This window comes from Pseudoxanthomonas sp. UTMC 1351 (genome assembly GCF_040948865.1).
In the GTDB taxonomy this organism is placed as follows: Bacteria; Pseudomonadota; Gammaproteobacteria; order Xanthomonadales; family Xanthomonadaceae; genus Pseudoxanthomonas_A.
The window spans coordinates 107933-128798 of the sequence record NZ_JAVGJT010000011.1 but is presented as its reverse complement, the minus strand read 5'-3'; the positions used below and the strand labels follow the sequence as shown (position 1 = coordinate 128798).

The window sequence follows — 20866 nt, the reverse complement described above, 5'->3', positions numbered from 1 at the left end:
CCTCGCAGTAGCGCTGCATCCGGGCTACAAAGCTGCATTAGTGCAACCTGACGTCGAGCAGGGCTATTTTCGAATGAAGTAGGTGACGTAAAGCGCGCCTTGCTTGTCGCTGGCCACCGTGGTGCGGGTATCGAAGAACGCGTCCTTGAACCAGGGCTCCTTCGCTATGCGAAAAGTGAGCCGCTGCCAGTCGGCGTTGGGGTGTTGCGTTTCAAGGACACGAGCGGCCGCAGTAATCACGCACACTGTCCGAGCGCAGCGCGGGCGACTGACCTCCAGGCCGGTGAAACCGCGGCCATGTTGGTCGATCGCTACCTGCAGCAGCTGTTCAAGCCGTGGTGACCAATCCGGATCCGGTGCTTCGTCGCGTGCGAGTAATGCGTAGTCCTGGCCGTCTTTATCCAGACCGTCCAGTCGTGGGAGAACGGCATCGATCCTCGCCTGGCCATCCGGCGACATGGGACGCGGGCCTGCTTCTGCCAGTGGCGACAGTCCCGCAGGTCGCCCCATCGCCTGCGCAAGCTCCGGGACATCGTTCGCTGGCCCGTCGCCGGAGGAGACAGGGTCATTGTCCTCATCGGCATCACGTGCAACACCCGCCGTGTTCGAAATCCCGGTGTCCGCCACAGCAGGATCTGCCGCGGCGGCTTCTGGGGAGCTTGGGCGGGAGCTGTCCGCAGGGCGGCGTTGCCAGAACCACCATCCCAACAGGATCGTGACGACCAGAGCCGGAATGAGCACGACGGCAAGTGTTCGGATCCGTTTCATAGGCTTTTCAACCTCCATCTCGGCCAGGCTGCGTGCTGGTATACCTTAGCGAAAGCTGGCTCTGCAACACGTGAGGGGAGCGATTCCTGGCTCCATCTGCTGCACTCGGGAAGTCACTAGTTGCTTTCGGCTGCCGACGGCGACGGCGCTACAATCGCTGCATGGACGATTCGCTTTCCCGCGCCGATTCCCAATTTCTCCCTGCGTATCGCACCGAGGCGAGCGATCGCCCTACGCGAATCCGTGTCGACCTGGACGCGTTGTCTCACAACCTGCGTGCCTTGCAGCATCACGTCGACGTACCGGTCATGGCGATAGTCAAGGCCAACGCTTACGGTCACGGCTTGGTGCCGGTAGCGAAGCACCTGCAAAGCCATGGCATTTCCCAACTTGGCGTTGCTTTTGTCGAAGAAGGCATAGCGTTGCGCCAGGCTGGCCTGCGTGTGCCGATCCTGGTACTGGGCGGCATCCATGCGCCGCAGGTCACGCAGTTCATCGCCCACGATCTGGAGGTCACGGTCTCGTCCATCGACAAGCTGCGGCAAGTGGAACAGGCGGCGGAATCGATGGACCGCAAGGCGGTGATTCACCTGAAGCTCGACACGGGCATGGAACGCATCGGAGTGCACAGCGAAAATGCGGCGCCTTTCATCGAAGCCGCCGTCACCTCGCGCTGGTGCACGGTCAAGGGCGTCTATTCGCACCTGGCTTGCTCCGACGATCCCGATTCGCCGATGACCCACGAACAGTTGCAGCGGTTTCTCGCCGCGTGCGCGTACTTCGACCGGATCGGGGCGCCAATGCCGGTGCGCCATCTCGCCAATTCGGGTGGCGTTCTGCATTTTCCAGAGACACATCTGGACATGGTGCGGCCTGGCATCGCGCTATACGGCGTGCTACCCGATCCTGCATCGCGCGCGACGGTCGATCTACGCCCGTCGCTCTCGCTGGTCTCCAAGGTGGTGTACTTCAAGGTGGTGAAGGTCGGCCGTACTGTGAGCTACGGCGCCACCTGGGCCGCGGCGCGGGACACACGCGTCGTCACGGTTCCGATCGGCTATGGCGACGGTTATCCGCGATCGCTGTCCTCGCGTGGCATGGTGTTGGTGCGGGGGAACCGCCATCCCATCATCGGCCGTATCTGCATGGACCAATTCATGGCGGACATCGGACCTGATGGCACCGCCTACAACGGCGACGAGGTGGTGCTGATCGGCCGGCAAGGCGATGTGGCGATTTCGTGCGAAGCGGTGGCACAGGCTGCCGGCACCATCCCTTACGAGATACTCACTGGCCTGAACGAGCGGATCCCGCGCGAGTATCTGGGCGGTGCGTCCGCGCAGCGCGGCACCAAGCCGGCAGGCTAACGCGATGCCGCGCCGCTACATTCGCGTCGGCTATGTTTGGCGGCATCCGTCGGTGGTGTAATGGCGTAATGCTTTCGTAGTCCTTCCGGGTCCTTCATGCCGCATGCGCTGGTCTGGTTCCGCAACGACCTGCGTCTGGACGACAATCCAGCGCTGCGGGCAGCGTTGGAGGAAGGCTATACCCCGATTCCCGTCTACATCCATGCACCGGAAGAAGAGGGCGACTGGGCACCCGGCGCGGCATCGAACGCGTGGCGCCACCATTCGCTGGTTGCGCTGGACGCGGACCTGCTTACGCGCGGCTCATGCTTGCGAGTCTTGCGTGGCCCCACACAAGCAGCGTTGACGCGGCTGATCGCCGAGACCGGTGCTCAGGCGGTGTACTGGAATCGAAAGTACGAACCCATCACCCAGCCGCGCGACATCGAACTGAAGAAACGCCTGCGCGGACAAGGGCTGCATGTAAAAAGCTTCAACGGCACTTTGTTGTTCGAACCGTGGCGGCTGACTACCGGCCACGGCGGGCCGTACAAGGTATTCACGCCGTTTTGGAACGCGGCGTTGGCACAGTGGCGAATGCCGGAATGCTGGACGGCGCCGATGTGGATGCCAGCGGAAGCCGCAGCCGAAGCAGAGACCATCCAGGCGCTGCGTCTGCAGCCCCGCATTGGATGGGACAAGAATTTCTGGCAACTCTGGCAACCGGGCGAAGCAGGCGCATACGAAGCGCTGGAGGTCTTCATCGATGGCGCCTTGCAGGGCTACCACAGCGAACGCGACTATCCTGATCGGGTAGGCACGTCGCGGCTGTCGCCGCATCTGCATTTCGGCGAGATCGCGCCGTGGCGAGTCGTGGAGAGATTGGAACAAGTCCGCAGCGCCAAGAACGGTGCCGATATCGATGCCTATCTCCGTCAACTCGGCTGGCGCGAGTTCGCGTATCACTTGCTGCACCATTTTCCGAACACGCCGACGGAAGATTTCAACCCGCGCTTCGCCCGTTTCGATTGGGCCGAGCCAGACGTCGTGGCGCTCGCGGCCTGGCAGCGCGGCGCGACCGGCGTGCCTATCATCGACGCCGGCATGCGTGAGCTGTGGGCGACCGGTCACATGCACAACCGCGTGCGCATGATCGTCGCCAGCTTTCTCACCAAGCATCTGCGCCATCACTGGCTGCACGGCGCGCAATGGTTCTGGGACACGTTGGTGGATGCGGATCTGGCTAACAACACCTTGGGCTGGCAGTGGGCGGCAGGTACGGGCGCGGATGCCGCCCCGTACTTTCGCATCTTCAATCCGGTGACGCAGGCAGAGCGGTTCGATATCGACGGCAAGTACATCGCGCGGTGGGTGCCGGAACTGGCGGCGTTTCCATTGCCGGAACGGTTCGCGCCCTGGCGGCAGCCGGAATTGCTGGCACGCGTGGCGCCTTCCTATCCACCAACGCCTTTGATCGATCTGATGAGCGGACGGGATGCGGCGCTGGCGGCCTACCGCAAAGTCGGCCGCGCGCGGTGAGTCCGCGTTGACGCCCTTCGCCGCCACATGGTTCACTCGTGGCGGGAGAGGAGAACAACATGGCAACCAAGAAAGCGCCCGGAAAGCCGCGCCGCGAACCGATGTCGCGGGTCGACACCGCATGGCTGCGGATGTGCCGTCCCACCAATCCCATGATGATCACCGGCGTACTGATGTTCGACGAGCCGATGTCGCTGGAGCGGCTGAAGCAGGTCATCAAGAAGCGCTTCCTGGCGTATCCGCGTTTTCTGCAGAAGGCGGTGGATACGCCGGCCGGGGCATCCTGGCTGGAAGACGCCGACTTTGATCTGGACTGGCACGTGCGTCTTACGGCGCTGCCTGGGCGCACCGATCCGCGTTCGGAGAAGAAAGCGTTGGAACGCTTCGTCAGCCAGTTGGCTTCTACGCCGTTGGACAAGACCAAGCCGCTTTGGCAGTTTCATTTGATCGAAAAGTACGGCACCGGATCAGCGCTCGTGGCGCGCATCCATCACAGCTATGCCGACGGCATCGCCTTGGTGCAGGTGCTGTTGTCGTTGACCGATACCAGCCGCAAGCCGGACAAGAGCAGCGAACTGCGCGCGGCATGGTTGAAGAAGGATGGTGTGGAAGTCGTTCGCCGCGTCGGCGCTGTCGATCGCTATATCAAGCTGGGCGGCAAGATGCTCGGCAAGGGCATGGAGATGTATCGCGATCCTTCGCTGGCTGCGGTGCTGGCGAAGGAGGGCAGCGAAATCGGTCGCGAGTTGTTGGCCGCGTTGGCTTTATCGGATGATCCGCCGACCATGCTGCGAGGCAAGCTTGGTGTCAGCAAGCGCGTGGCGTGGGCGGAACCTCTGGAGCTGGAGGAAGTAAAAGCCGTCGGCCGTGCCTGCGACTGCACCGTCAACGACGTGCTGATGGCCGCCGCCGCCGGCGCGTTGCGCAGCTACATGCTGGAACGCGGCGAGGATATCGACGGCATCACCTTGCGCGCTACGGTGCCGGTCAACTTGCGGCCGCTGGAACATGCCAAGAAGCTGGGTAATCACTTCGGCTTGGTGTTCCTGGACTTGCCGGTAGGGGAGGAAAATCCCATCCGGCGGCTGGAACGTGTTGCGGAATGCATGAATAACCTTAAGAATTCACGTCAAGCTATTGTTGCATTTGGACTTTTGGCCGCCCTAGGTATGGCCCCGGCAGCTCTGCAAGGCGTGGCCTTGGAGCTCTTCAGCCGCAAGGCGACCGCCGTGGCGACCAACGTCCCGGGACCGCAGCAACCCCTCTACATGGGCGGCTGCCGGATGCGTGAAATGATGTTCTGGGTGCCGCAAACAGGCTCTATCGGCATCGGCATCTCCATCCTCAGCTACAACAACCAAGTGCATTTCGGATTGATTGCCGATGCCAAGCTGATTCCAGACCCCGATGCGGTCATCCGCCGTTTTGGTCCGGAATTCGAAAAGCTGCTGTACCTGGCGCTGATGGGCGACTGGGACCGTGCGCTGGATGCCTCTTCCGCTAGCAGCCTGGTGCCTGATGTTGCCTGAATGAATGGCGAAACAATCGCGATTTATGAACATCTCTGTGATTAGCTTTAGCGGTTAGGTTGTCCCGCAAGACTCTTCAAGGAGGTTCCAATGAAAACGATGTTCAAGACCTGCGCGCTTTCAGCGCTTGCTGTCACTCTGCTGGGCGGTTGCGCCAGCTATACCGGCCAGACCAGCGATCCCAACGATCCCAACCGTACCCGTACCGGAGCATTGATTGGTGCCGGCATCGGCGCCGTCGCCGGCCTGCTCAGCGGCGGCGATGCCACGGAGCGTCGCCAGCGCGCGCTGGTGGGTGCTGGCGTCGGTGGCTTGGCCGGCGGCGGTATCGGCGCCTACCAGGACCGGCAGGAAGCCGAACTGCGTCGCCAGACGGCCGGCACCGGCATCGATGTCAGCCGCGATGGCGATGTCATCAAGCTCAATCTGCCCGATGGCGTGACCTTCGATTTCAACAAGGCTGATTTGAAGCCGCAGTTCTATCCGGCACTCAACAACGTTGCCGCCACGCTGCGCGAATACAACCAGACCATCGTGGAAGTCACTGGGCACACCGACAGCATCGGCAGCGACGCGGTCAACCAGCGCTTGTCCGAGCAGCGTGCTTCATCGGTCGGCAACTACCTGATCGGCCAAGGCCTGATGCGCGAGCGCTTCGAGATCGTCGGCATGGGCAAGCGCTATCCCATCGCCAGCAACGACACCGAGTCGGGTCGTGCATTGAACCGCCGCGTCGAAATTCGCGTGGTGCCGTTGCGCAGCAGCTGAGGCGATAGATTCCGCAGTCGCTTGAAACGGGCCGCGTGAGCGGCCCGTTTTTTTTGAGAGCGTTGGATACGGATCAAAGCGGATGAGTGCGGGTCACTTGCTTAAAGGGATCTTCGTCCAAGCGATTACTCTGGAGCAATAAAAATCCATCGTCATCCCGGCGCAAGCCGGGACCTAGTGACTTTCCACCATCTACATCGTAAGGCGCTGGGTCCCGGCCTGCGCCGGGATGACGAATCTATGTTTGCCTGACAGGCGCTATTACCTTATCCGCTTTGATCCGCGTCCAACGCTCTTCGCACCCCAAAGCCTGTACCGCGCCCGATGTCAACCCGTTTCGCCGCGGCGCGCGGCTTGCCACAATCGCCGTCCCACCCGGAACACCGGGGCCTATCCGAACGGAAGCAATGCAAGACAGCAATTCGAAAATCCCAGCGCAAGCCGTCGCCCTGCAGATCGCCAAGACCATCGCCGCCGAGATCGGCGCGGAGACCGCCCAGGCGCGTGCCGCTATCGCGCTGCTGGATGAAGGTGCCACTGTTCCCTTCATCGCCCGTTACCGCAAGGAAGTCACCGGCGGCCTGGACGACACTCAGCTGCGCAATCTGGAAACGCGCCTGACCTATCTGCGTGAACTGGAAGACCGTCGCGCCGCGGTACTGGCCAGCATCGAAGAGCAAGGCAAGCTGACGGACGAGCTGCGCGCCGAAATAGAGGCCGCCGACAGCAAGTCGCGTCTGGAAGATCTCTACTTACCGTACAAGCCCAAGCGCCGCACGCGTGCGCAGATCGCACGCGAGGCCGGCTTGGAGCCACTGGCGGATGGCTTGTTGAATGATCCCACCCAGGTGCCGGAAACATTCGCTGCCCATTTCGTCGACGCGGAAAAGGGCGTCGCCGACGTCAAGGCCGCCCTGGAAGGCGCGCGCGCCATCCTGATGGAGCGATGGGGCGAAGACGCCGCACTGGTGGGCGAACTGCGTGAATGGCTGCACGAAGTCGGCGTGATCCGCGCGCGCGTCGCCGAAGGCAAGGAAACCGAAGGCGCCAAGTACCGCGATTATTTCGAACATGCCGAGTCGCTTGCGAAGATTCCTTCCCATCGGTTGCTCGCACTGTTCCGTGCCCGCCGCGAAGAAATCCTGTTCCTCGATCTGGACCCAGGTAGTGAAGTGGAAGCGGGCCACCAGTTCGCCGAAGGCCGTGTCGCACAGCGAGCAGGCGTTTCCGCCCAAGGCCGTCCCGCCGACAAGTGGCTGCTGGACGCCTGCCGCCTGACCTGGCGCGCCAAGCTGCACATGCACTTGCTGCTGGACCTGTTCGGTCAAGCGCGCGAGAAAGCCGAAGCGGAAGCGATCGCGGTGTTCGGTGACAACCTCAAGGACTTGCTGTTGGCGGCGCCGGCGGGTGCGCGCGCGGTGCTGGGGTTGGACCCGGGCCTGCGCACCGGCGTCAAGGTCGCCGTGGTGGATCGCACCGGCAAGCTGGTCGCCACCGATACCATCTATCCGCACGAACCGCGCAAGCAGTGGGATCAATCGCTGCATACGTTGCGCGCGCTTTGCGCCAAGCATCAGGTTGAACTGATCGCCATTGGCAACGGCACCGCCAGTCGCGAAACCGACAAGTTGGCCGGCGATCTGATCAAGCTGGCGCCTGATCTGAAACTGCAGAAGATCGTGGTCAGCGAAGCGGGCGCTTCGGTGTATTCGGCTTCGGAGTTCGCCGCACGCGAATTCCCCGATCTCGACGTGAGTATCCGTGGTGCGGTGTCGATCGCTCGCCGCTTGCAGGATCCGTTGGCCGAACTGGTCAAGATTGAACCCAAGGCGATCGGCGTGGGCCAGTACCAGCATGATGTCGATCCGTTCCGTCTCGCACGCGCGCTGGATGCCAGGGTCGAGGACTGCGTGAACGCCGTCGGCGTGCACGTCAACACCGCTTCGGCGGCGTTGCTTTCGCGTGTTTCGGGCCTGTCTTCCACGGTTGCCGAAAACATCGTGCGATTCCGCGATGAAAACGGGCCCTTCCGCAGCCGCAAAGCGCTGATGGAGGTCCCGCGCCTGGGTGAGAAGACCTTCGAACAATGCGCCGGCTTCCTGCGCATCGCTGACGGCGACCAGCCGTTGGATGCTTCTTCCGTGCACCCGGAAGCCTATCCGGTGGTCGAGCGCATCGTGAAAAGTTGCGGCCGCGAAGTGAAACAGATCGTCGGCGATGCCAGCTTCCTACGCAGCGTGAAGCCTGAGCAGTTCACCGATGAGAAGTTCGGCGTGCCCACGGTGCGGGATATCCTCAAGGAACTGGAAAAGCCAGGCCGCGATCCGCGTCCTGAATTCAAGGCGGCGCGTTTCGCCGACGGGGTGGAAGAACTCAAGGACCTGAAGGTCGGCATGGTTCTGGAAGGCGTGGTCAGCAACGTGGCGGCCTTCGGTGCGTTCGTCGACATCGGTGTGCATCAGGACGGCCTGATTCATATTTCCGCGCTGGCCGACCGCTATGTCAAAGATCCTCGCGAAGTGGTGAAGGCAGGCGACATCGTCAAGGTGCGCGTGCTGGAAGTGGACATTCCCCGCAAACGCATCGCACTGACGCGCCGTTTGGACGACACGCCAGCACCGCAGGCGCCGCGCGAGGAACGTGCCGCGGCGCGTCCGCCGTCCGGGCAGCGCCCTGGCAATAGCCGTGATGGTGGGCGAGGGCAGGCCGGCTTCAATAAGCCAGCCGCCGCACCGCCGGCGGATAACGCGCTGGCAGCAGCATTCGCCAGGGCCAAAGGCAACGCGTAGTCGGTGTTGCTTTTGTAGGAGCGCCGTCTCGGCGCGAGCTCTTCGCTTCTATCGCGATCTGACGGGAGGAGCTCGCGGCGGGACGGCGCTCCTACAAAGCGCCGTAGCCAATCCGCGTAGGTCGGGGCCATGCCCCTGGCGCCACTGCGCTCGTGCATGCGTCGGCCACGTGCACTACGGCCATTTCATCTCTCCTTTGCTGACCTTGGCACTCAACTCCAGCGACGGCAGCGCGCCAAGCGTGGGGTAGCGCTGCTTCATCGCGGCAATCAGTTCGCCGGAGTTCTTGGCCTTGGCGGCTTCTTCATCGTAGGCCTTGATGTAGTCGGCGGTGAAACGTACGGCGTCCAGATCCTGCGGCGCGCCAGGTGCGAAATGGCCTGGAATAACCCGCGCCGGTTGTAGCGATTCGACGCCGCCGAGCGTCGCCAACCAATCGGCGTGCGACTGCGGTGTCTGCGTATCGGCCATCCACACATGCTGGCCAGCCATGACTGGAATACCACCGGCCACGGTCTTGATCGACGGAATCCATACGAAAGTACGGTCGGGAGCGGCGCCGTCCAACCCCACGATCTGCAGTTTCTGCCCTTCCAGATCCAGGCTGTCGCCCTGTAACGGCTCCGGCAGGATGATCTGCTTCGGTGCACCGGCGCCAAGTATTGGCCCCCAATGTGCCAACTTGCCTGCGCTGGTTTCCTTGATATGCGCGATGGTTTGCGGTGTGGCGAGCACCTTTGCTTCCGGGAACGCCTGTTTGAGCGTTTCCAGGCCGAAGTAGAAATCAGGATCGCCGTGGCTGATGTAGATCGTGGTCAGGCGTTTGCCGGAAGCGCGGATCATGTCCACCAGCTTTTGAGCATCGGCGGTGGAAAACTGCGCATCGATGAGGATGGCATCCTGCGCGCCGCTGACCAGCACCGAGGTCACCGCGAAGATGCCTTTCTCACCCGGGTTGTAGACCTCGGTCTTCAGCGGCTGGACGACGGGTTCGCTGGCTTGGGTAGCGGACGCAGTCGCTTCCGTCGCAGGGCTGGTGGTCGGCGGCGTTTCACGGCTGCATGCGGCTATCGCCATGGCAAGCACGGACACGCAGAGAAGCGGAAAGCGGGACTGTTTCATGTTGGTTCCATGTTCTTAGGTAGATGGAAGGAATGAATCGGAACGACGTTCAGTACGCCACGGTCGCGATCTGCCGAACGAAGCGAGGCTGTTCGATCTCGCTGACGAAAGCGTCCGCATAGTCGGCGTAGCTGATGGTGCTCTTGCCCTGCGCGTCGACCAGCAGCGTCTTGGACTGCGTGCGGAAATTGCCCTGCTTTTCGCCGGGGCCGATGACCGCCGCGGGCGCGTAGAACGTCCAGTCCAGATCATCGATGGCCTGGTACAGCTTGAGCGCATCGCGGTGCGCCGACGCAACGGATTTGTAAGCCGGCGGAAAGCCTTCGGTGTCGACCAGTTGCACGCCGGGCGCGACTTCCAGGCTGCCGGCGCCGCCGACCACCACCAACCGCCGGATGCCGACGGCACGCGCAGCGGCAATCAACGTCTGAGTGACCGGGCTGACGCTGGCATCGTCGCCAGGGGCAGGGCCGTATGCGCTGGCCAGCACGTCATGGCCGCGGAGGGCGGCGACCAAGCCATCGGGATCGTCGAGCGCGGCGATGGCGACGCTGGCACCGTCCAGTTCGGCCGGCAGATCATTGTCGCGGCGGAGCACCGCGGTGACTTCGTGTCCGCGGCTGATGGCTTGCTGGGCGATGTGGCGACCGATTTTTCCGGTGGCGGCGACAAGGGCGATTTTCATGCGGCACTCCTAATGGCGAATGGAGGCACTGTAACGCGCTGAAATCGAGCGAAAAATGGCTTATAAGTACTCAATTTGTTGCATGGATCGACCAAATAATGGATCGAATGACCGCCATGACGGTGTTCGTCGAAGTCGCGGAACGGGGCAGCCTGACCGCTGCCGCCGATGTCCTGGACATGTCGCGCGCCATGGCCACGCGCTACCTGGCCGAGTTGGAAGGCTGGCTGGGCACACGGTTGTTTCATCGGACCACGCGCCGGATCAGCTTGACCGCAGGCGGTGAACTGGCGCTGGAGCGCTGCCGCAAGTTGCTGGAACTGAGTGCCGACCTACAGGCTTCCGTCATTCAGGACCGCGACGGCACGCCGTTGCACGGTCAACTCCGCATCACCTGCAGCACCTCATTCGGGCAAAGTCAGTTGGCGGCGGCGGTCGCGCACTATGTCGCGCGTCACCCTGATGTGCGTGTGGACATGCTGCTGTTGGATCGCACTGTCAACCTGGTGGAAGAGCGTGTGGATCTGGCGATCCGCATCACTCACGAGCTGGATCCGAATCTGATCGCGCGCCAACTATCGGTCTGCCGCTCGCGCTTGTGCGCATCGCCCGCTTACCTTCAGGCGCGGGGAATGCCCGTGCGCGCCGAGGACTTGGCTTCCCACAATTGCCTGACCCATCATTTCGTCGGAAAAAGTCTGTGGCAACTGCGTCGCGACGGCCGCGACATGGCGGTGGCGGTCGGCGGCAACATCAGCGCGAACGAAGCCAGTGTGCTGCTACAGGCGGTGCGTGCTGGCGCGGGTATCGCCATGTTGCCAACGTATCAAGCGGCGCCATTGCTTCGCAGTGGCGAGCTGACCTGCGTGCTTCCCGATTACGACGTGCCTTCGATGGGAATATTCGGCGTATATGCCACGCGCCGCCTGCTGCCAGCGACCGTGCGTTCGTTCTTGGATTTTCTTGCTGAACGCTTTGGTGATGAGCCTGATTGGGATCGCGACTTGGCGTAGCGGAAGGGCTGCGCGACCCTACGGCGGGACTGCTTGGAACGGCCGCCATCAATGGAGTTTGATGCCCGGACAGGCGCGTCATTCGAAGCGCCCACCGACTCGTCGCTCCATGGAGATCGAAGTACGGACAATAAAAAAAGCCGGAACCTTGCGATTCCGGCTTTTTCGTTTGAGATGGTGGAGGTGGGCGGAATCGAACCGCCGTCCGAAGGTACTCCATCCCCGGTACTACATGCTTATCTCACCGTTGGGTCTCGTCCTGCAGCAGCACGGTGGGCGAAGCGCACCGCAGAACCAGCCTGTTTTGGTTAAGCCGTGACTGACAGGCAGCCGTCACAGCCGGTTCCGTGATAATGACCCTACATCTACGAGCACGGGCACAAGTAGGTTCGGGGCTTACGCCTTAAGCGGCGAGAGCGTAGTTGTCGTCGTTGGCAACTAAAGTTTGCCGCTGGATTAACGAGGAAAGCTGCCCCCTCGGCATGCACCAGGCAATTTCGCAACCCCCGTCGAAGCCAGTGCACCCCCGGGAATCAGAACTTGCTGCTGATGGGCGCAGTGTAGGGATCGTAGGCGGGTGTCACAAGAGTGAAGAGGCGCACGGTCACCCTGGCTTCACCTGCCGCAGAATGGCCGGCAGCGAACACCCGCACCGTTGTCCGGCTGAAGGAACGCAGGAGAACCGCTCATGGCAGGCAGAAAAAAGACCCCCGCGACCGCCTCGAGACCGAGTAAATCGGCGGTCAAGGCGCCCAAAACACCAGTTAAAGCGCCAGCCAAAGCGGCGAGGAAAGCTACCAAGAAGATCACGGCCACGGGCAACCCAAGAGTCGCCAACAAAGCGGTGTCGGGCGAAAAGACCTTGCTGCAGCGTTCCGGCTTCCTCGCAACCGCGCAAGGCGAGGCGAAGACGGTCATCTACATCCATGGCATTGGCAACAAGCCGCCGGCCGAAGTGCTGCGCCGTCAGTGGGACAACGCTCTGTTCGGCCGTGGCATGGGCGAGCGCACCCGCATGGCGTACTGGGTGAACCGGGAGCGTTACCCGTCACCGGAGGAGGGCGGGTTGGAGGATAGGGACCAAGGCCCGGTCCTGAACCAAGCTGAGCAGCGGGTACTCAGCGCATTGGGCATCGAACCTTCCGTGCGCGATGTGGGCAAGTTGGCCGATGCCCTGGCCGACAGCGAAACCGAACGCTTGATGCTGCACCGGATGCTGGATGAATTGGAGGCTTCAGCGCCGCCACCAGGAACCTCGGGTGCGAAGGGCATCGGCGGACTTATCAATCGGGCCTTGTTGAAGGTGATCTCGGCAGCGCTGTTGCAGGACGTACACGATTTCTTCTTCGTGGAAGCAAGACGCAAAGCCATGAAGGAGAGTTTGAAGGAGCGGCTGGACGCGGGTGGTGGGCCTTTCGTGGTCATCGCGCATAGCCAGGGTTCGATGATCGCCTACGACGTGCTGCGCGAACTGAAGGCCGAGCAATACGACATCGCGCTGTTCATCACCGTCGGCTCGCCGCTGGGTCTGCCCAGCGTCCGTAGCATGTTCCGTGACTGGACCAAGAAGAAGAAGCTGGAATTTCCTGCTTGCGTGAGACGCTGGGTGAACGTGGCGGACAGCCTCGATCCGGTGGCCCTCGACGAGGATCTTAGCGACGACATCGACAAGCCTGGCCAACGCTTCGTCAACATCGATGGGGCGCGCATCAATCCTGACTGGCGCAACAATCCGCACTCCGGCTCTGGCTATCTTTCCATTCCGCAGGTCCGAACCGAAGTCCGCAATGCCGTGGGTGTGGGCTTCGACCAACCGGTCTCCAATACCGTGCTGATCAAGGACTTGTCGGATCAGTTGGAGGCGCGCGGCGCCGAATACCGGCACGAGATACTCATCGAACTCGACAAGCTGTCCGCAGGCGATAGCCGCAGCGATGTGCGCGATGCGCTGCTGAAACGCATCCGGGGATTGGCGGCGCAGACCACGGGATTGAAAGGCGAGAAGCTGGACGATGCGATCGAGCTGGAAGACAGCCTGCAGCGTTTCGTTTCCGCGCGGCTGACCCGTTTCGAAATAGAAACGCTGCGCAACGACTACCGCAGCCTCAGCTTCAAGCGCTTGTGGCGCGACGCCGGAAAACGCGCGTTGGTGAACCAGTCGCGCAGCGTCATCCACGCCGACGCCGCGCAAGCGTCCTACCGGGCGCTGGGGCAGAAGATCGGTTGGGCGGTGTTGGACACCGGAATTGCGGCCGGGCACCCGCATTTCTACGAAAAGGACAAGAAGGATCGCGTGGTGGCGCAGTGGGACTGCACCGAGCGCGGTAGCCCACGCAAGCTGGTGCGCGGCGACGGCGATGCCTTCGAGAAGCTCGACGGCAACGGTCATGGCACCCATGTCGCCGGCATCATCGCGGGCGCGTGCCGCGCCGCGTTGCCCGGCCCTGGTGGCGACGCTGATGTGGAATTCGCAGGCATGGCACCGGAGACGCAGCTATACGGATTCAAAGTGCTGGACAACGATGGCAACGGGCGCGATTCCTGGATCATCAAAGCCGTACAGCAGATCGCTGAGGTGAACGACCAGGCCGGCGAACTGGTGATCCACGGCGTCAACCTCAGCCTGGGCGGGTACTTTGATGTGGAGAGTTATGGCTGCGGCTTCACACCGCTATGTAACGAACTGCGCAGGCTGTGGCGGCAGGGCGTGGTCGTGGTGTTGGCGGCGGGCAACGAAGGGCTGGCGTGGATCATGCAGAGCGATGGCGAGTCGTACCCGATGAATATGGATATGACCATCGGCGACCCGGCTAACCTGGAGGAAGCCATTGCGGTGGGTTCGGTGCACAAGAGCAATCCGCACAGCTATGGCGTGTCGTACTTCTCCTCACGCGGTCCGACCGCCGATGGCCGCATCAAGCCGGATGTCGTGGCGCCGGGCGAAAAAATCATCTCGGCGCACTTCGATTTCAAAGCTGCCGACCCAAGAACCTGGATGGTGGAAATGAGTGGTACCAGCATGGCAGCGCCGCATGTCTCCGGTCTGGTCGCGGCGTTCCTGTCGGCACGTCGCGAGTTCATCGGTTTCCCCGACAGAGTCAAACAGCTCGTCCGGCATCACGCCGTCGACATCGGCCGCGACCGCTACATGCAGGGCTGTGGCATTCCTAATCTGGCGCAGATGCTGGCGGCAACCTGACGGTTGCGGTGCCCTGTAACTGTAGGAGCGCCGTCTCGGCGCGAGCTCTTCCCGTCAGATCGCGCTAGAAGCGAAGAGCTCGCGCCGAGACGGCACTCCTACAAACGCAGACGCCGCTCCTACAAACGCAACGGCTGCTCCTGCAGGCCTACAAGGACGAGCCGCTTAAGCGTCGCGGTTATGCCGGCGCATGACGCGCGATTTTTCGCGGGCCCAGTCGCGGTCCTTGCTGGTGGCGCGCTTGTCGTGGGTCTGCTTGCCCTTGGCCAGAGCCAACTCAGCCTTCACTTTGTTGCCTTTCCAATACAGCGCCGTGGGCACCAAGGTGTAGCCGTCGCGTTCTATCTTGCCGACGAGGGTATCGATCTCTCGCCGATGCAGCAGCAGCTTGCGGGTACGGCGGTCGTCCGCGACCACATGGCTGGACGCTTGGATCAGCGGCGTGACCTGCGAGCCGAACAGGAAGATTTCGCCATTGCGGATCGTGGCGTAGCTCTCGCCGATATTGGCGCGGCCGGCGCGGATCGCCTTCAGTTCCCAACCCTGCAACGCCAGTCCCGCCTCGTAGCGATCCTCGAGGTGATAATCGTGGCGAGCGCGTTTATTCAACGCGATCGTGCCCGTTGCTTTATTCTTGTCCGGTTTCTTGCCCATCTGTCCATTGTCGCCGAAGGCGGAAGTACAAGCGAGCCAAATGCAAACCATCCGCCGCAGCGCCCTGGTCGATCACTCCGCCGCGCGCATGTTCGACCTCGTCAACGACGTTTCCGCCTATCCCCGCCGCTTCGACTGGTGCAGTGGTGCCGATCTGATCGAATCGGAGCACAACCGGGTGGTAGCCCGGCTGGATCTGGGCCTGGGTTCGCTGCGGACCTGGTTTACCACCGAGAACACCCTTGACCGTCCGCACCGCATCGATATGAACCTGGTCGACGGCCCCTTCCGCAAGCTGCACGGACGTTGGGAATTCCATGCCCTGGACGAGTCGGCGTGCAAGGTCACGCTGACGCTGGAGTTCGAGCCCAGCAACCGTCTGCTGGGACCGGCGATGGCCCTGGGCTTCCAGGGTTTGGCGGACCGCATGGTGAACGACTTCGTCCGGGTCGCCGACCGCGGGGAATGAGATGAAAGTGGAAGTGATTCGCGCTTGGCCGCGCCGGCACGAGACCGTGCGGGTGGAACTGCCCGAAGGGGCGCGGGTGGCGGATGCGGTGAAGGCTAGCGGCTTCAGTGATTTATCGCAGGAAACCGCCTATGCGATCTTCGGTGCGACGGCGGCAAGTGATACGCCGCTGAAGGAGGGCGACCGCGTGGAGTTGTTGCGGCCACTGCAGATAGACCCCAAGGAAGCGCGCCGCCGCCGCGCGCGCAAACCGCTCTAAGCGGCCAACGACTAGCGGCCTCCGCCCTTCTTCTTTTCCTTGGCCAGATTCGGGCCGAATTTGCGCACGTCCTTCGACAATTGCAGGTCGTTCTCGGGGAAGTATTCGCCTTCCCATTTGCTCAGGCTGTTACCGTCGAAGTACAGCGTGAGATTCTTGATCTCGGTGGTGCCACGACGATTGGTGCGTTGGGCAGCGGTGTAGTCCCAGCGATCTGCATGAAACGGATCGGCGACGGAGGGAGTGCCCAACAACGCCTGCACCTGCTGCTTGCTCTGGCCCGCCTGCAACTGGTCCACAGCGGTCTTTTCGAGCAGATTGCCCTGGTAGATCGGCTGCTTGTACAGAATGCCGCAACCAGCGGTGGAGAAGGCGAGGGTGGCGACCAGCAGGAATTTACGCATTGGGATCGTAAGGAAGGAAATCGCGTCGATGATACACTTCCCGCGACCGCCGCAACCGAGCTACAGGCAGCTGGCGCTAAACCGAGAATGAACGGAGACGCCATGGAAACGCAGGATCTACGCAAAGTTGGACTGAAGGTGACGCATCCCCGGATGCGCATCCTGGCGTTGTTGGAACAGAAGACCTCAGAGCACCATCTGTCAGCCGAAGACATTTACCGGCAGCTGCTGGAGCAGGGCGACGAAATCGGACTGGCCACGGTGTACCGCGTGCTCACCCAATTCGAAGCCGCCGGCTTGGTGCTCAAGCACAATTTCGAAGGCGGCCAGGCCGTGTACGAACTTGACCGCGGACACCACCACGACCATATGGTCGACGTGGACACGGGGCATGTCATCGAGTTCTCCAACGACGAAATCGAAGCCCTGCAACGCAAAATAGCGGCGCAGCACGGCTATGAAATAGAAGAGCACTCGCTGGTGCTGTACGTGCGCAAGAAAAGGCGCTAACGCGGCTTCACAAAGGCACGGGTACGTCTCTTGTGGGAGCGACGTAAGTCGCGACCGGAAACATCAACGTCGCGACTTACGTCACTCCCACAAGGAATTCACCCACGCCTTGTAGAGCGGAGCTTGCTCCGCTGCTCTTGATGGATGGGTAGGAAAAAGCAGCGGAGCAAGCTCCGCTCTACGAGACGCGTTGCGCCTTACACGGCGTTCGCCAGCAACCGCTTGGCTGCCGCATGTGCTTCCTTGCTGACTTCCACGCCGCCCAGCATGCGCGCCAATTCTTCTTCCCGCTGCTTGGCGGTGAGCGATTCCACCGCGCTCTGGGTCATTCCTTCCACCGGCGCCTTGCTAACGCGGTAATGGGCGTGGCCCTGCGCCGCGACCTGCGGTAGGTGAGTGACGCACAGCACCTGCCGTTTGGCGCCCAAGGCGCGCAGCTTCTGGCCGACGATTTCAGCGACCGCGCCGCCGATGCCGGAATCGACCTCGTCGAACACCATCGTGGGCACCGCATCCAGCCCTAACGCAGCGACTTCGATTGCCAGCGAAATGCGCGACAACTCGCCACCGGAAGCCACCTTGCGCAACGCGCGCGGCGGCTGGCCGGCATTGGCGGACACCAGGAATTCCACCCGCTCGCCTCCCAGCGGATCGGCGCGTTCGGATTCGTTGGGTTCCATCGCGATTTCGAACTTGCCACCGCCCATGCCCAGCTCGGCGATCAGCGTCGTGGTGGCCTTGGACAGCTGCGTGGCGGCACGTTGACGGGTCTTGCCCAGGCGTGCAGCGGCATTGCGCCACGCATCGCGCGCCGCTTCTATTTCGCTGTTCAACTTGAGCAGGCGCTCGCCGGCGCCGCGCAGCGAATCCAGTTCGGCCGCGATGCTGTCGCGCTGTTCCGCCAGCTGATCCGGCGAGATGCGGTGCTTGCGTGCCAGGTCGTGAATACGCCTCAGCTTGCGTTCCAACTCTTCCAGCTGCGAAGGATCGGCGTCGAGATCGTCACGAACCTGGCTGAGTAGGCCCAGCGCTTCCTCCAGCTGGATGTCCGCGTTTTCCAGCAGACCATCGACTTCACGCAGCCGGGGTTCGTGTTCGGTCATGCGCGCTAGTTCGCTGCGGGTTTGTTGCAGTTGGCGCAGCAGCGAAGGTGTTTCGTCGCCGCCCAAACGTACCAAAGCGGCGTCGCAGGCCTGAATCAACCCGGAGGCGTGCGCCTGCCGTTTGTGATTGGCGGTCAAGGCTTCGATGGCGGCGGGCGACAAGTCCTCGCGCTGCAGCTCACTGAACTGATGTTCCAGGTAGTTGATGCGGTCGGAGACGTCGCCGCGCTCGGACAGGCGTTCCCGCTCGCGTAGCAAGGCTTGCCAGCGTTCGGAGGCCTCGCGCACGGCCAAGGCTTCCGTGTGATTGCGGGCATAGGCGTCAAGCAGCGCCAGTTGGCTGGGTTTGGAAAGCAGTGCCTGGTGTTCATGCTGGCCATGGATCTCCACCAGCCTGGAGGCAAGGTCGGACAGCTGCGACAGGGTCACGCTGCGCCCGTTGATCCAGGCGCGGGAGCCGCCATCCGCCCGGATGACGCGGCGCAGTTGACAGTGGCCGTCATCGTCCAGCTCGTTTTCGGCCAACCAGGCCAGCGCTGGCGCGGTGGGTTCCAGAACGAATTCAGCGGACAGGTCCGCACGCTCCGCACCATGGCGCACCACACCGCTGTCGGCACGCAGGCCGGACAGAAAACCCAGCGCATCCACCAGCAGCGATTTGCCGGCGCCGGTTTCGCCCGAAATGACCGTCATGCCCGGGCCGAACTCCAGTTCGGCGGATCGGACAACGGCAAAATCCTTGATCGCGAGGTGTCTTAGCATGGTGGCGGATTGTAAAGGCTAGCGGCTCAAGTTCTGCGACAGCCGCCCTGCCGCCGCCAGCGAGGAAAGCGTCCATGGCGGTTCACCGCGCTGGTTGCGCGTGGGTGGAGGCGCACGACGGCGCTTGCAATAAAGGCGTCGCACGGCTATCTAGTCGGCCATGGCCGACCCTTCCAATCCGCTCGATCCGCGCGCCCGGCAGCTGTTGCGCACGCTGATATCGCGGTACATCCGCGACGGCGAGCCGGTGGGGTCGGCGACACTGGCCAAACATGCCGGCCTGGACGTCAGCCCGGCCACTATCCGCAACATCCTGGCCGAGCTGGAAGAAGTGGGCCTGCTCAGTTCGCCGCATGCGTCGGCCGGACGAGTGCCAACGGAGCAGGGCTACCGGGTGTTCGTGGACAGCCTGGTGCAGGTGAAATCCCTGGGCGAAGGCGAAGTGGCCCGGCTGCGTTCGGAAATGCCGCAGGGTGCCGGAACCCAGGCGCTACTGGGCAATGCTTCGGAACTGCTATCGGCCATGACCCATTTCGTTGGCGTCGTGAGCGCGCCGAAACGGGAGCAGTTCGCGTTCCGGCATATCGATTTCGTGCCGTTGGATGCGCGGCGGGTGTTGGCCATCCTGGTCTTCGCCGACAGCGAAGTGCAGAACCGGGTTATCGAGCCGCGTCGCGCTTATGACCGTTCCGAGCTGGAGCGAGTCGCGAACTATCTCAACGCCCATTTCGCTGGCCGCCCGATTTCCGACATCCGCACCACGTTGTTGCGTGATCTGCGCGCGGCCCAGTCGGAAATGGAGGGCCTGTTGGCGCACTCCGTGGAATTGGCCGAGCAAGTGTTGGCGCCGACGGCGGACGACGTAGTGCTGGCCGGGCAGACGAAGCTGATGGGCGTGCAGGACCTGACCGACCTGGATCGCCTACGCGAGCTGTTCGAAGCGTTCGCCCGCAAGCGCGAAATCCTGCAATTGCTGGAGCGCACTATCCAGGCGCCGGGCGTGCGCATCTTCATTGGCGACGAAACCGGGCTGGCGCCGCACGCCAGCATCTCCGCGGTCACCGCGCCATACATGGTCGGCGGCCAGGTGCTTGGCGTGCTGGGGGTGATTGGTCCCACCCGCATGGCTTACGACCGGGTCATTCCGGTGGTGCAGGCTGCCGCCGACGTGCTGGGCGCCGCCATGGATAACCCGGTCAAATAGGGACCAGGGGTCAGAGGTCAGAGGCCAGGGAATTCGAGCCTCGTGCTACGGACCGGCCCGAAGAGCTGGAACACTTCGGGCGCTTGGACGCCTTCATTCCCCATCCTCAATTCCCCATTCCCGGCTTTATCGCCTTGAATCCCGCTCCGCCGGCCCCATTGGTTCCGATCAGGCGGCCGGACTTGCCGCGACGGGACCCGAAATGAGCGAGCACGAACAAGATTCCGACCTCGGACAGACCTCCGAGTCGAACGAGATTGAAAACGCAAAAGCCGAAATAGAGCGCCTGCACAACGAGTTGGACCAGTTGCGCGCCTCGTCGCTGCTGGAGCGCGCCGACCTGGACAACCAGCGCAAGCGCGTGGCACGCGATATCGAGCAGGCGCGCAGATTCGCCAACGAACGCCTGCTTGGCGATCTGCTGCCGGTATTCGACAGCCTGGATGCTGGCCTTGCGGCGGCCGGCGCCGAACCCAGCCCGTTGAAAGACGGCCTGGAGCTGACGATGAAGCAGCTGCTGAAGGTAGCCAATGACAATGGTCTGGCCTTGCTGGATCCGACCGGCGAAGCCTTCAATCCAGAACACCATCAAGCCATCAGCCAAGCGGAAGCGCCGGGTGCGGCGCCGGGCAGCGTAATCCAGGTTTTCCAGAAGGGTTACCTGCTTAACGGCCGGCTGCTGCGCCCAGCGCTGGTCGTGGTGGCGAAGCACGATTGAAGCCGGGAATGGGGAATAGGGAACG

At 62.6% G+C, this 20866-nt stretch carries 18 protein-coding genes and 1 other RNA gene; 12 read left to right on the top strand and 7 right to left on the bottom strand.

Annotation, left to right across the window (positions count from 1 at the left end; all coding sequences use genetic code 11):
• Positions 1-63: 63 nt before the first annotated feature.
• Positions 64-768 (bottom strand): hypothetical protein, encoded by a 705-nt coding sequence (locus AB6O04_RS09385; RefSeq protein WP_368563592.1) that lies wholly within the window; start codon positions 766-768, stop codon positions 64-66.
• A 161-nt stretch (positions 769-929) separates the two neighbouring features.
• Between AB6O04_RS09385 and alr the strand changes: the two genes are divergently transcribed.
• From alr to AB6O04_RS09360, 5 genes are all read left to right on the top strand, one after another.
• Positions 930-2135 carry an alanine racemase gene (gene alr, locus AB6O04_RS09380; RefSeq protein ID WP_368563591.1) on the top strand — a complete coding sequence of 402 codons (1206 nt, stop codon included), beginning with the start codon at positions 930-932 and terminating at the stop codon, positions 2133-2135.
• A gap of 96 nt (positions 2136-2231) precedes the next feature.
• Positions 2232-3653, top strand: coding sequence for a deoxyribodipyrimidine photo-lyase (locus AB6O04_RS09375; RefSeq protein WP_368563590.1), 1422 nt, complete (start codon positions 2232-2234; stop codon positions 3651-3653).
• A 59-nt stretch (positions 3654-3712) separates the two neighbouring features.
• A complete protein-coding gene (locus AB6O04_RS09370; protein ID WP_368563589.1) occupies positions 3713-5182 on the top strand; it encodes a wax ester/triacylglycerol synthase family O-acyltransferase in 1470 nt (489 codons plus the stop codon).
• Positions 5183-5272: 90 nt separating this feature from the next.
• Entirely contained in the window at positions 5273-5950 is a 678-nt protein-coding gene (locus AB6O04_RS09365) for an OmpA family protein (RefSeq protein WP_368563588.1), read from the top strand.
• 407 nt (positions 5951-6357) lie between these two features.
• Positions 6358-8739, top strand: coding sequence for a Tex family protein (locus tag AB6O04_RS09360; RefSeq protein ID WP_368563587.1), 2382 nt, complete (start codon positions 6358-6360; stop codon positions 8737-8739).
• A gap of 174 nt (positions 8740-8913) precedes the next feature.
• On the opposite strand, the gene AB6O04_RS09355 is transcribed toward AB6O04_RS09360, so the two are convergent.
• Entirely contained in the window at positions 8914-9861 is a 948-nt protein-coding gene (locus tag AB6O04_RS09355; RefSeq protein WP_368563586.1) for an MBL fold metallo-hydrolase, read from the bottom strand.
• 49 nt (positions 9862-9910) lie between these two features.
• Complete coding sequence (locus AB6O04_RS09350) at positions 9911-10546, bottom strand: NAD(P)-dependent oxidoreductase (protein ID WP_368563585.1); 636 nt, start codon at positions 10544-10546, stop codon at positions 9911-9913.
• A gap of 98 nt (positions 10547-10644) precedes the next feature.
• On the opposite strand from AB6O04_RS09350, the gene AB6O04_RS09345 reads away from it, so the two are divergent.
• On the top strand, positions 10645-11559 hold the full coding sequence (locus AB6O04_RS09345; RefSeq protein WP_368563584.1) for a LysR family transcriptional regulator: 915 nt from the start codon (positions 10645-10647) through the stop codon (positions 11557-11559).
• Positions 11560-11734: 175 nt separating this feature from the next.
• On the opposite strand, the gene ssrA is transcribed toward AB6O04_RS09345, so the two are convergent.
• Positions 11735-12087: a transfer-messenger RNA gene (ssrA, locus tag AB6O04_RS09340) on the bottom strand.
• A 160-nt stretch (positions 12088-12247) separates the two neighbouring features.
• On the opposite strand from ssrA, the gene AB6O04_RS09335 reads away from it, so the two are divergent.
• Entirely contained in the window at positions 12248-14758 is a 2511-nt protein-coding gene (locus AB6O04_RS09335; protein WP_368563583.1) for a S8 family serine peptidase, read from the top strand.
• Positions 14759-14923: 165 nt separating this feature from the next.
• Here AB6O04_RS09335 and smpB read toward each other — a convergent pair whose 3' ends face one another.
• Complete coding sequence (smpB, locus tag AB6O04_RS09330; protein WP_368563582.1) at positions 14924-15412, bottom strand: SsrA-binding protein SmpB; 489 nt, start codon at positions 15410-15412, stop codon at positions 14924-14926.
• Positions 15413-15452: 40 nt separating this feature from the next.
• Here smpB and AB6O04_RS09325 point away from each other — a divergent pair, with 40 nt between their 5' ends.
• A complete protein-coding gene (locus tag AB6O04_RS09325) occupies positions 15453-15881 on the top strand; it encodes a type II toxin-antitoxin system RatA family toxin (RefSeq protein WP_368563581.1) in 429 nt (142 codons plus the stop codon).
• Between the two features lies 1 nt (position 15882).
• Positions 15883-16140, top strand: coding sequence for an RnfH family protein (locus tag AB6O04_RS09320; RefSeq protein WP_368563580.1), 258 nt, complete (start codon positions 15883-15885; stop codon positions 16138-16140).
• A gap of 11 nt (positions 16141-16151) precedes the next feature.
• Here AB6O04_RS09320 and AB6O04_RS09315 read toward each other — a convergent pair whose 3' ends face one another.
• Positions 16152-16544 carry an outer membrane protein assembly factor BamE gene (locus AB6O04_RS09315; RefSeq protein ID WP_368563579.1) on the bottom strand — a complete coding sequence of 131 codons (393 nt, stop codon included), beginning with the start codon at positions 16542-16544 and terminating at the stop codon, positions 16152-16154.
• Positions 16545-16646: 102 nt separating this feature from the next.
• Here AB6O04_RS09315 and fur point away from each other — a divergent pair, with 102 nt between their 5' ends.
• On the top strand, positions 16647-17054 hold the full coding sequence (fur, locus tag AB6O04_RS09310) for a ferric iron uptake transcriptional regulator (protein ID WP_368563578.1): 408 nt from the start codon (positions 16647-16649) through the stop codon (positions 17052-17054).
• 197 nt (positions 17055-17251) lie between these two features.
• Here the strand turns inward: fur and recN are convergent, their stop codons facing one another.
• The gene (gene recN, locus AB6O04_RS09305) at positions 17252-18919 is read right to left on the bottom strand and encodes a DNA repair protein RecN (RefSeq protein WP_368563577.1); all 1668 of its coding nucleotides are present in this window, start codon (positions 18917-18919) and stop codon (positions 17252-17254) included.
• A 160-nt stretch (positions 18920-19079) separates the two neighbouring features.
• Between recN and hrcA the strand changes: the two genes are divergently transcribed.
• Positions 19080-20123 (top strand): heat-inducible transcriptional repressor HrcA, encoded by a 1044-nt coding sequence (hrcA, locus tag AB6O04_RS09300; RefSeq protein WP_368563576.1) that lies wholly within the window; start codon positions 19080-19082, stop codon positions 20121-20123.
• Positions 20124-20325: 202 nt separating this feature from the next.
• Positions 20326-20841: a nucleotide exchange factor GrpE gene (gene grpE, locus AB6O04_RS09295; RefSeq protein ID WP_368563575.1), complete on the top strand. Its 516-nt coding sequence runs from the start codon at positions 20326-20328 to the stop codon at positions 20839-20841.
• Positions 20842-20866 lie beyond the last annotated feature (25 nt).

Excerpts from the sequence above, each read along its gene's own strand:
- AB6O04_RS09345 (WP_368563584.1), top strand. The coding sequence starts at position 10,645 with ATGGATCGAATGACCGCCATGACGGTGTTCGTCGAAGTCGCGGAACGG.
- AB6O04_RS09335 (WP_368563583.1), top strand. The coding sequence starts at position 12,248 with ATGGCAGGCAGAAAAAAGACCCCCGCGACCGCCTCGAGACCGAGTAAA.
- AB6O04_RS09375 (WP_368563590.1), top strand. The coding sequence starts at position 2,232 with ATGCCGCATGCGCTGGTCTGGTTCCGCAACGACCTGCGTCTGGACGAC.
- AB6O04_RS09355 (WP_368563586.1), bottom strand. The coding sequence starts at position 9,861 with ATGAAACAGTCCCGCTTTCCGCTTCTCTGCGTGTCCGTGCTTGCCATG.
- AB6O04_RS09325 (WP_368563581.1), top strand. The coding sequence starts at position 15,453 with ATGCAAACCATCCGCCGCAGCGCCCTGGTCGATCACTCCGCCGCGCGC.
- recN (WP_368563577.1), bottom strand. The coding sequence starts at position 18,919 with ATGCTAAGACACCTCGCGATCAAGGATTTTGCCGTTGTCCGATCCGCC.
- AB6O04_RS09320 (WP_368563580.1), top strand. The coding sequence starts at position 15,883 with ATGAAAGTGGAAGTGATTCGCGCTTGGCCGCGCCGGCACGAGACCGTG.
- AB6O04_RS09360 (WP_368563587.1), top strand. The coding sequence starts at position 6,358 with ATGCAAGACAGCAATTCGAAAATCCCAGCGCAAGCCGTCGCCCTGCAG.
- AB6O04_RS09370 (WP_368563589.1), top strand. The coding sequence starts at position 3,713 with ATGGCAACCAAGAAAGCGCCCGGAAAGCCGCGCCGCGAACCGATGTCG.
- grpE (WP_368563575.1), top strand. The coding sequence starts at position 20,326 with ATGAGCGAGCACGAACAAGATTCCGACCTCGGACAGACCTCCGAGTCG.
- AB6O04_RS09315 (WP_368563579.1), bottom strand. The coding sequence starts at position 16,544 with ATGCGTAAATTCCTGCTGGTCGCCACCCTCGCCTTCTCCACCGCTGGT.
- alr (WP_368563591.1), top strand. The coding sequence starts at position 930 with ATGGACGATTCGCTTTCCCGCGCCGATTCCCAATTTCTCCCTGCGTAT.
- smpB (WP_368563582.1), bottom strand. The coding sequence starts at position 15,412 with ATGGGCAAGAAACCGGACAAGAATAAAGCAACGGGCACGATCGCGTTG.
- fur (WP_368563578.1), top strand. The coding sequence starts at position 16,647 with ATGGAAACGCAGGATCTACGCAAAGTTGGACTGAAGGTGACGCATCCC.
- AB6O04_RS09350 (WP_368563585.1), bottom strand. The coding sequence starts at position 10,546 with ATGAAAATCGCCCTTGTCGCCGCCACCGGAAAAATCGGTCGCCACATC.
- AB6O04_RS09385 (WP_368563592.1), bottom strand. The coding sequence starts at position 768 with ATGAAACGGATCCGAACACTTGCCGTCGTGCTCATTCCGGCTCTGGTC.
- hrcA (WP_368563576.1), top strand. The coding sequence starts at position 19,080 with ATGGCCGACCCTTCCAATCCGCTCGATCCGCGCGCCCGGCAGCTGTTG.
- AB6O04_RS09365 (WP_368563588.1), top strand. The coding sequence starts at position 5,273 with ATGAAAACGATGTTCAAGACCTGCGCGCTTTCAGCGCTTGCTGTCACT.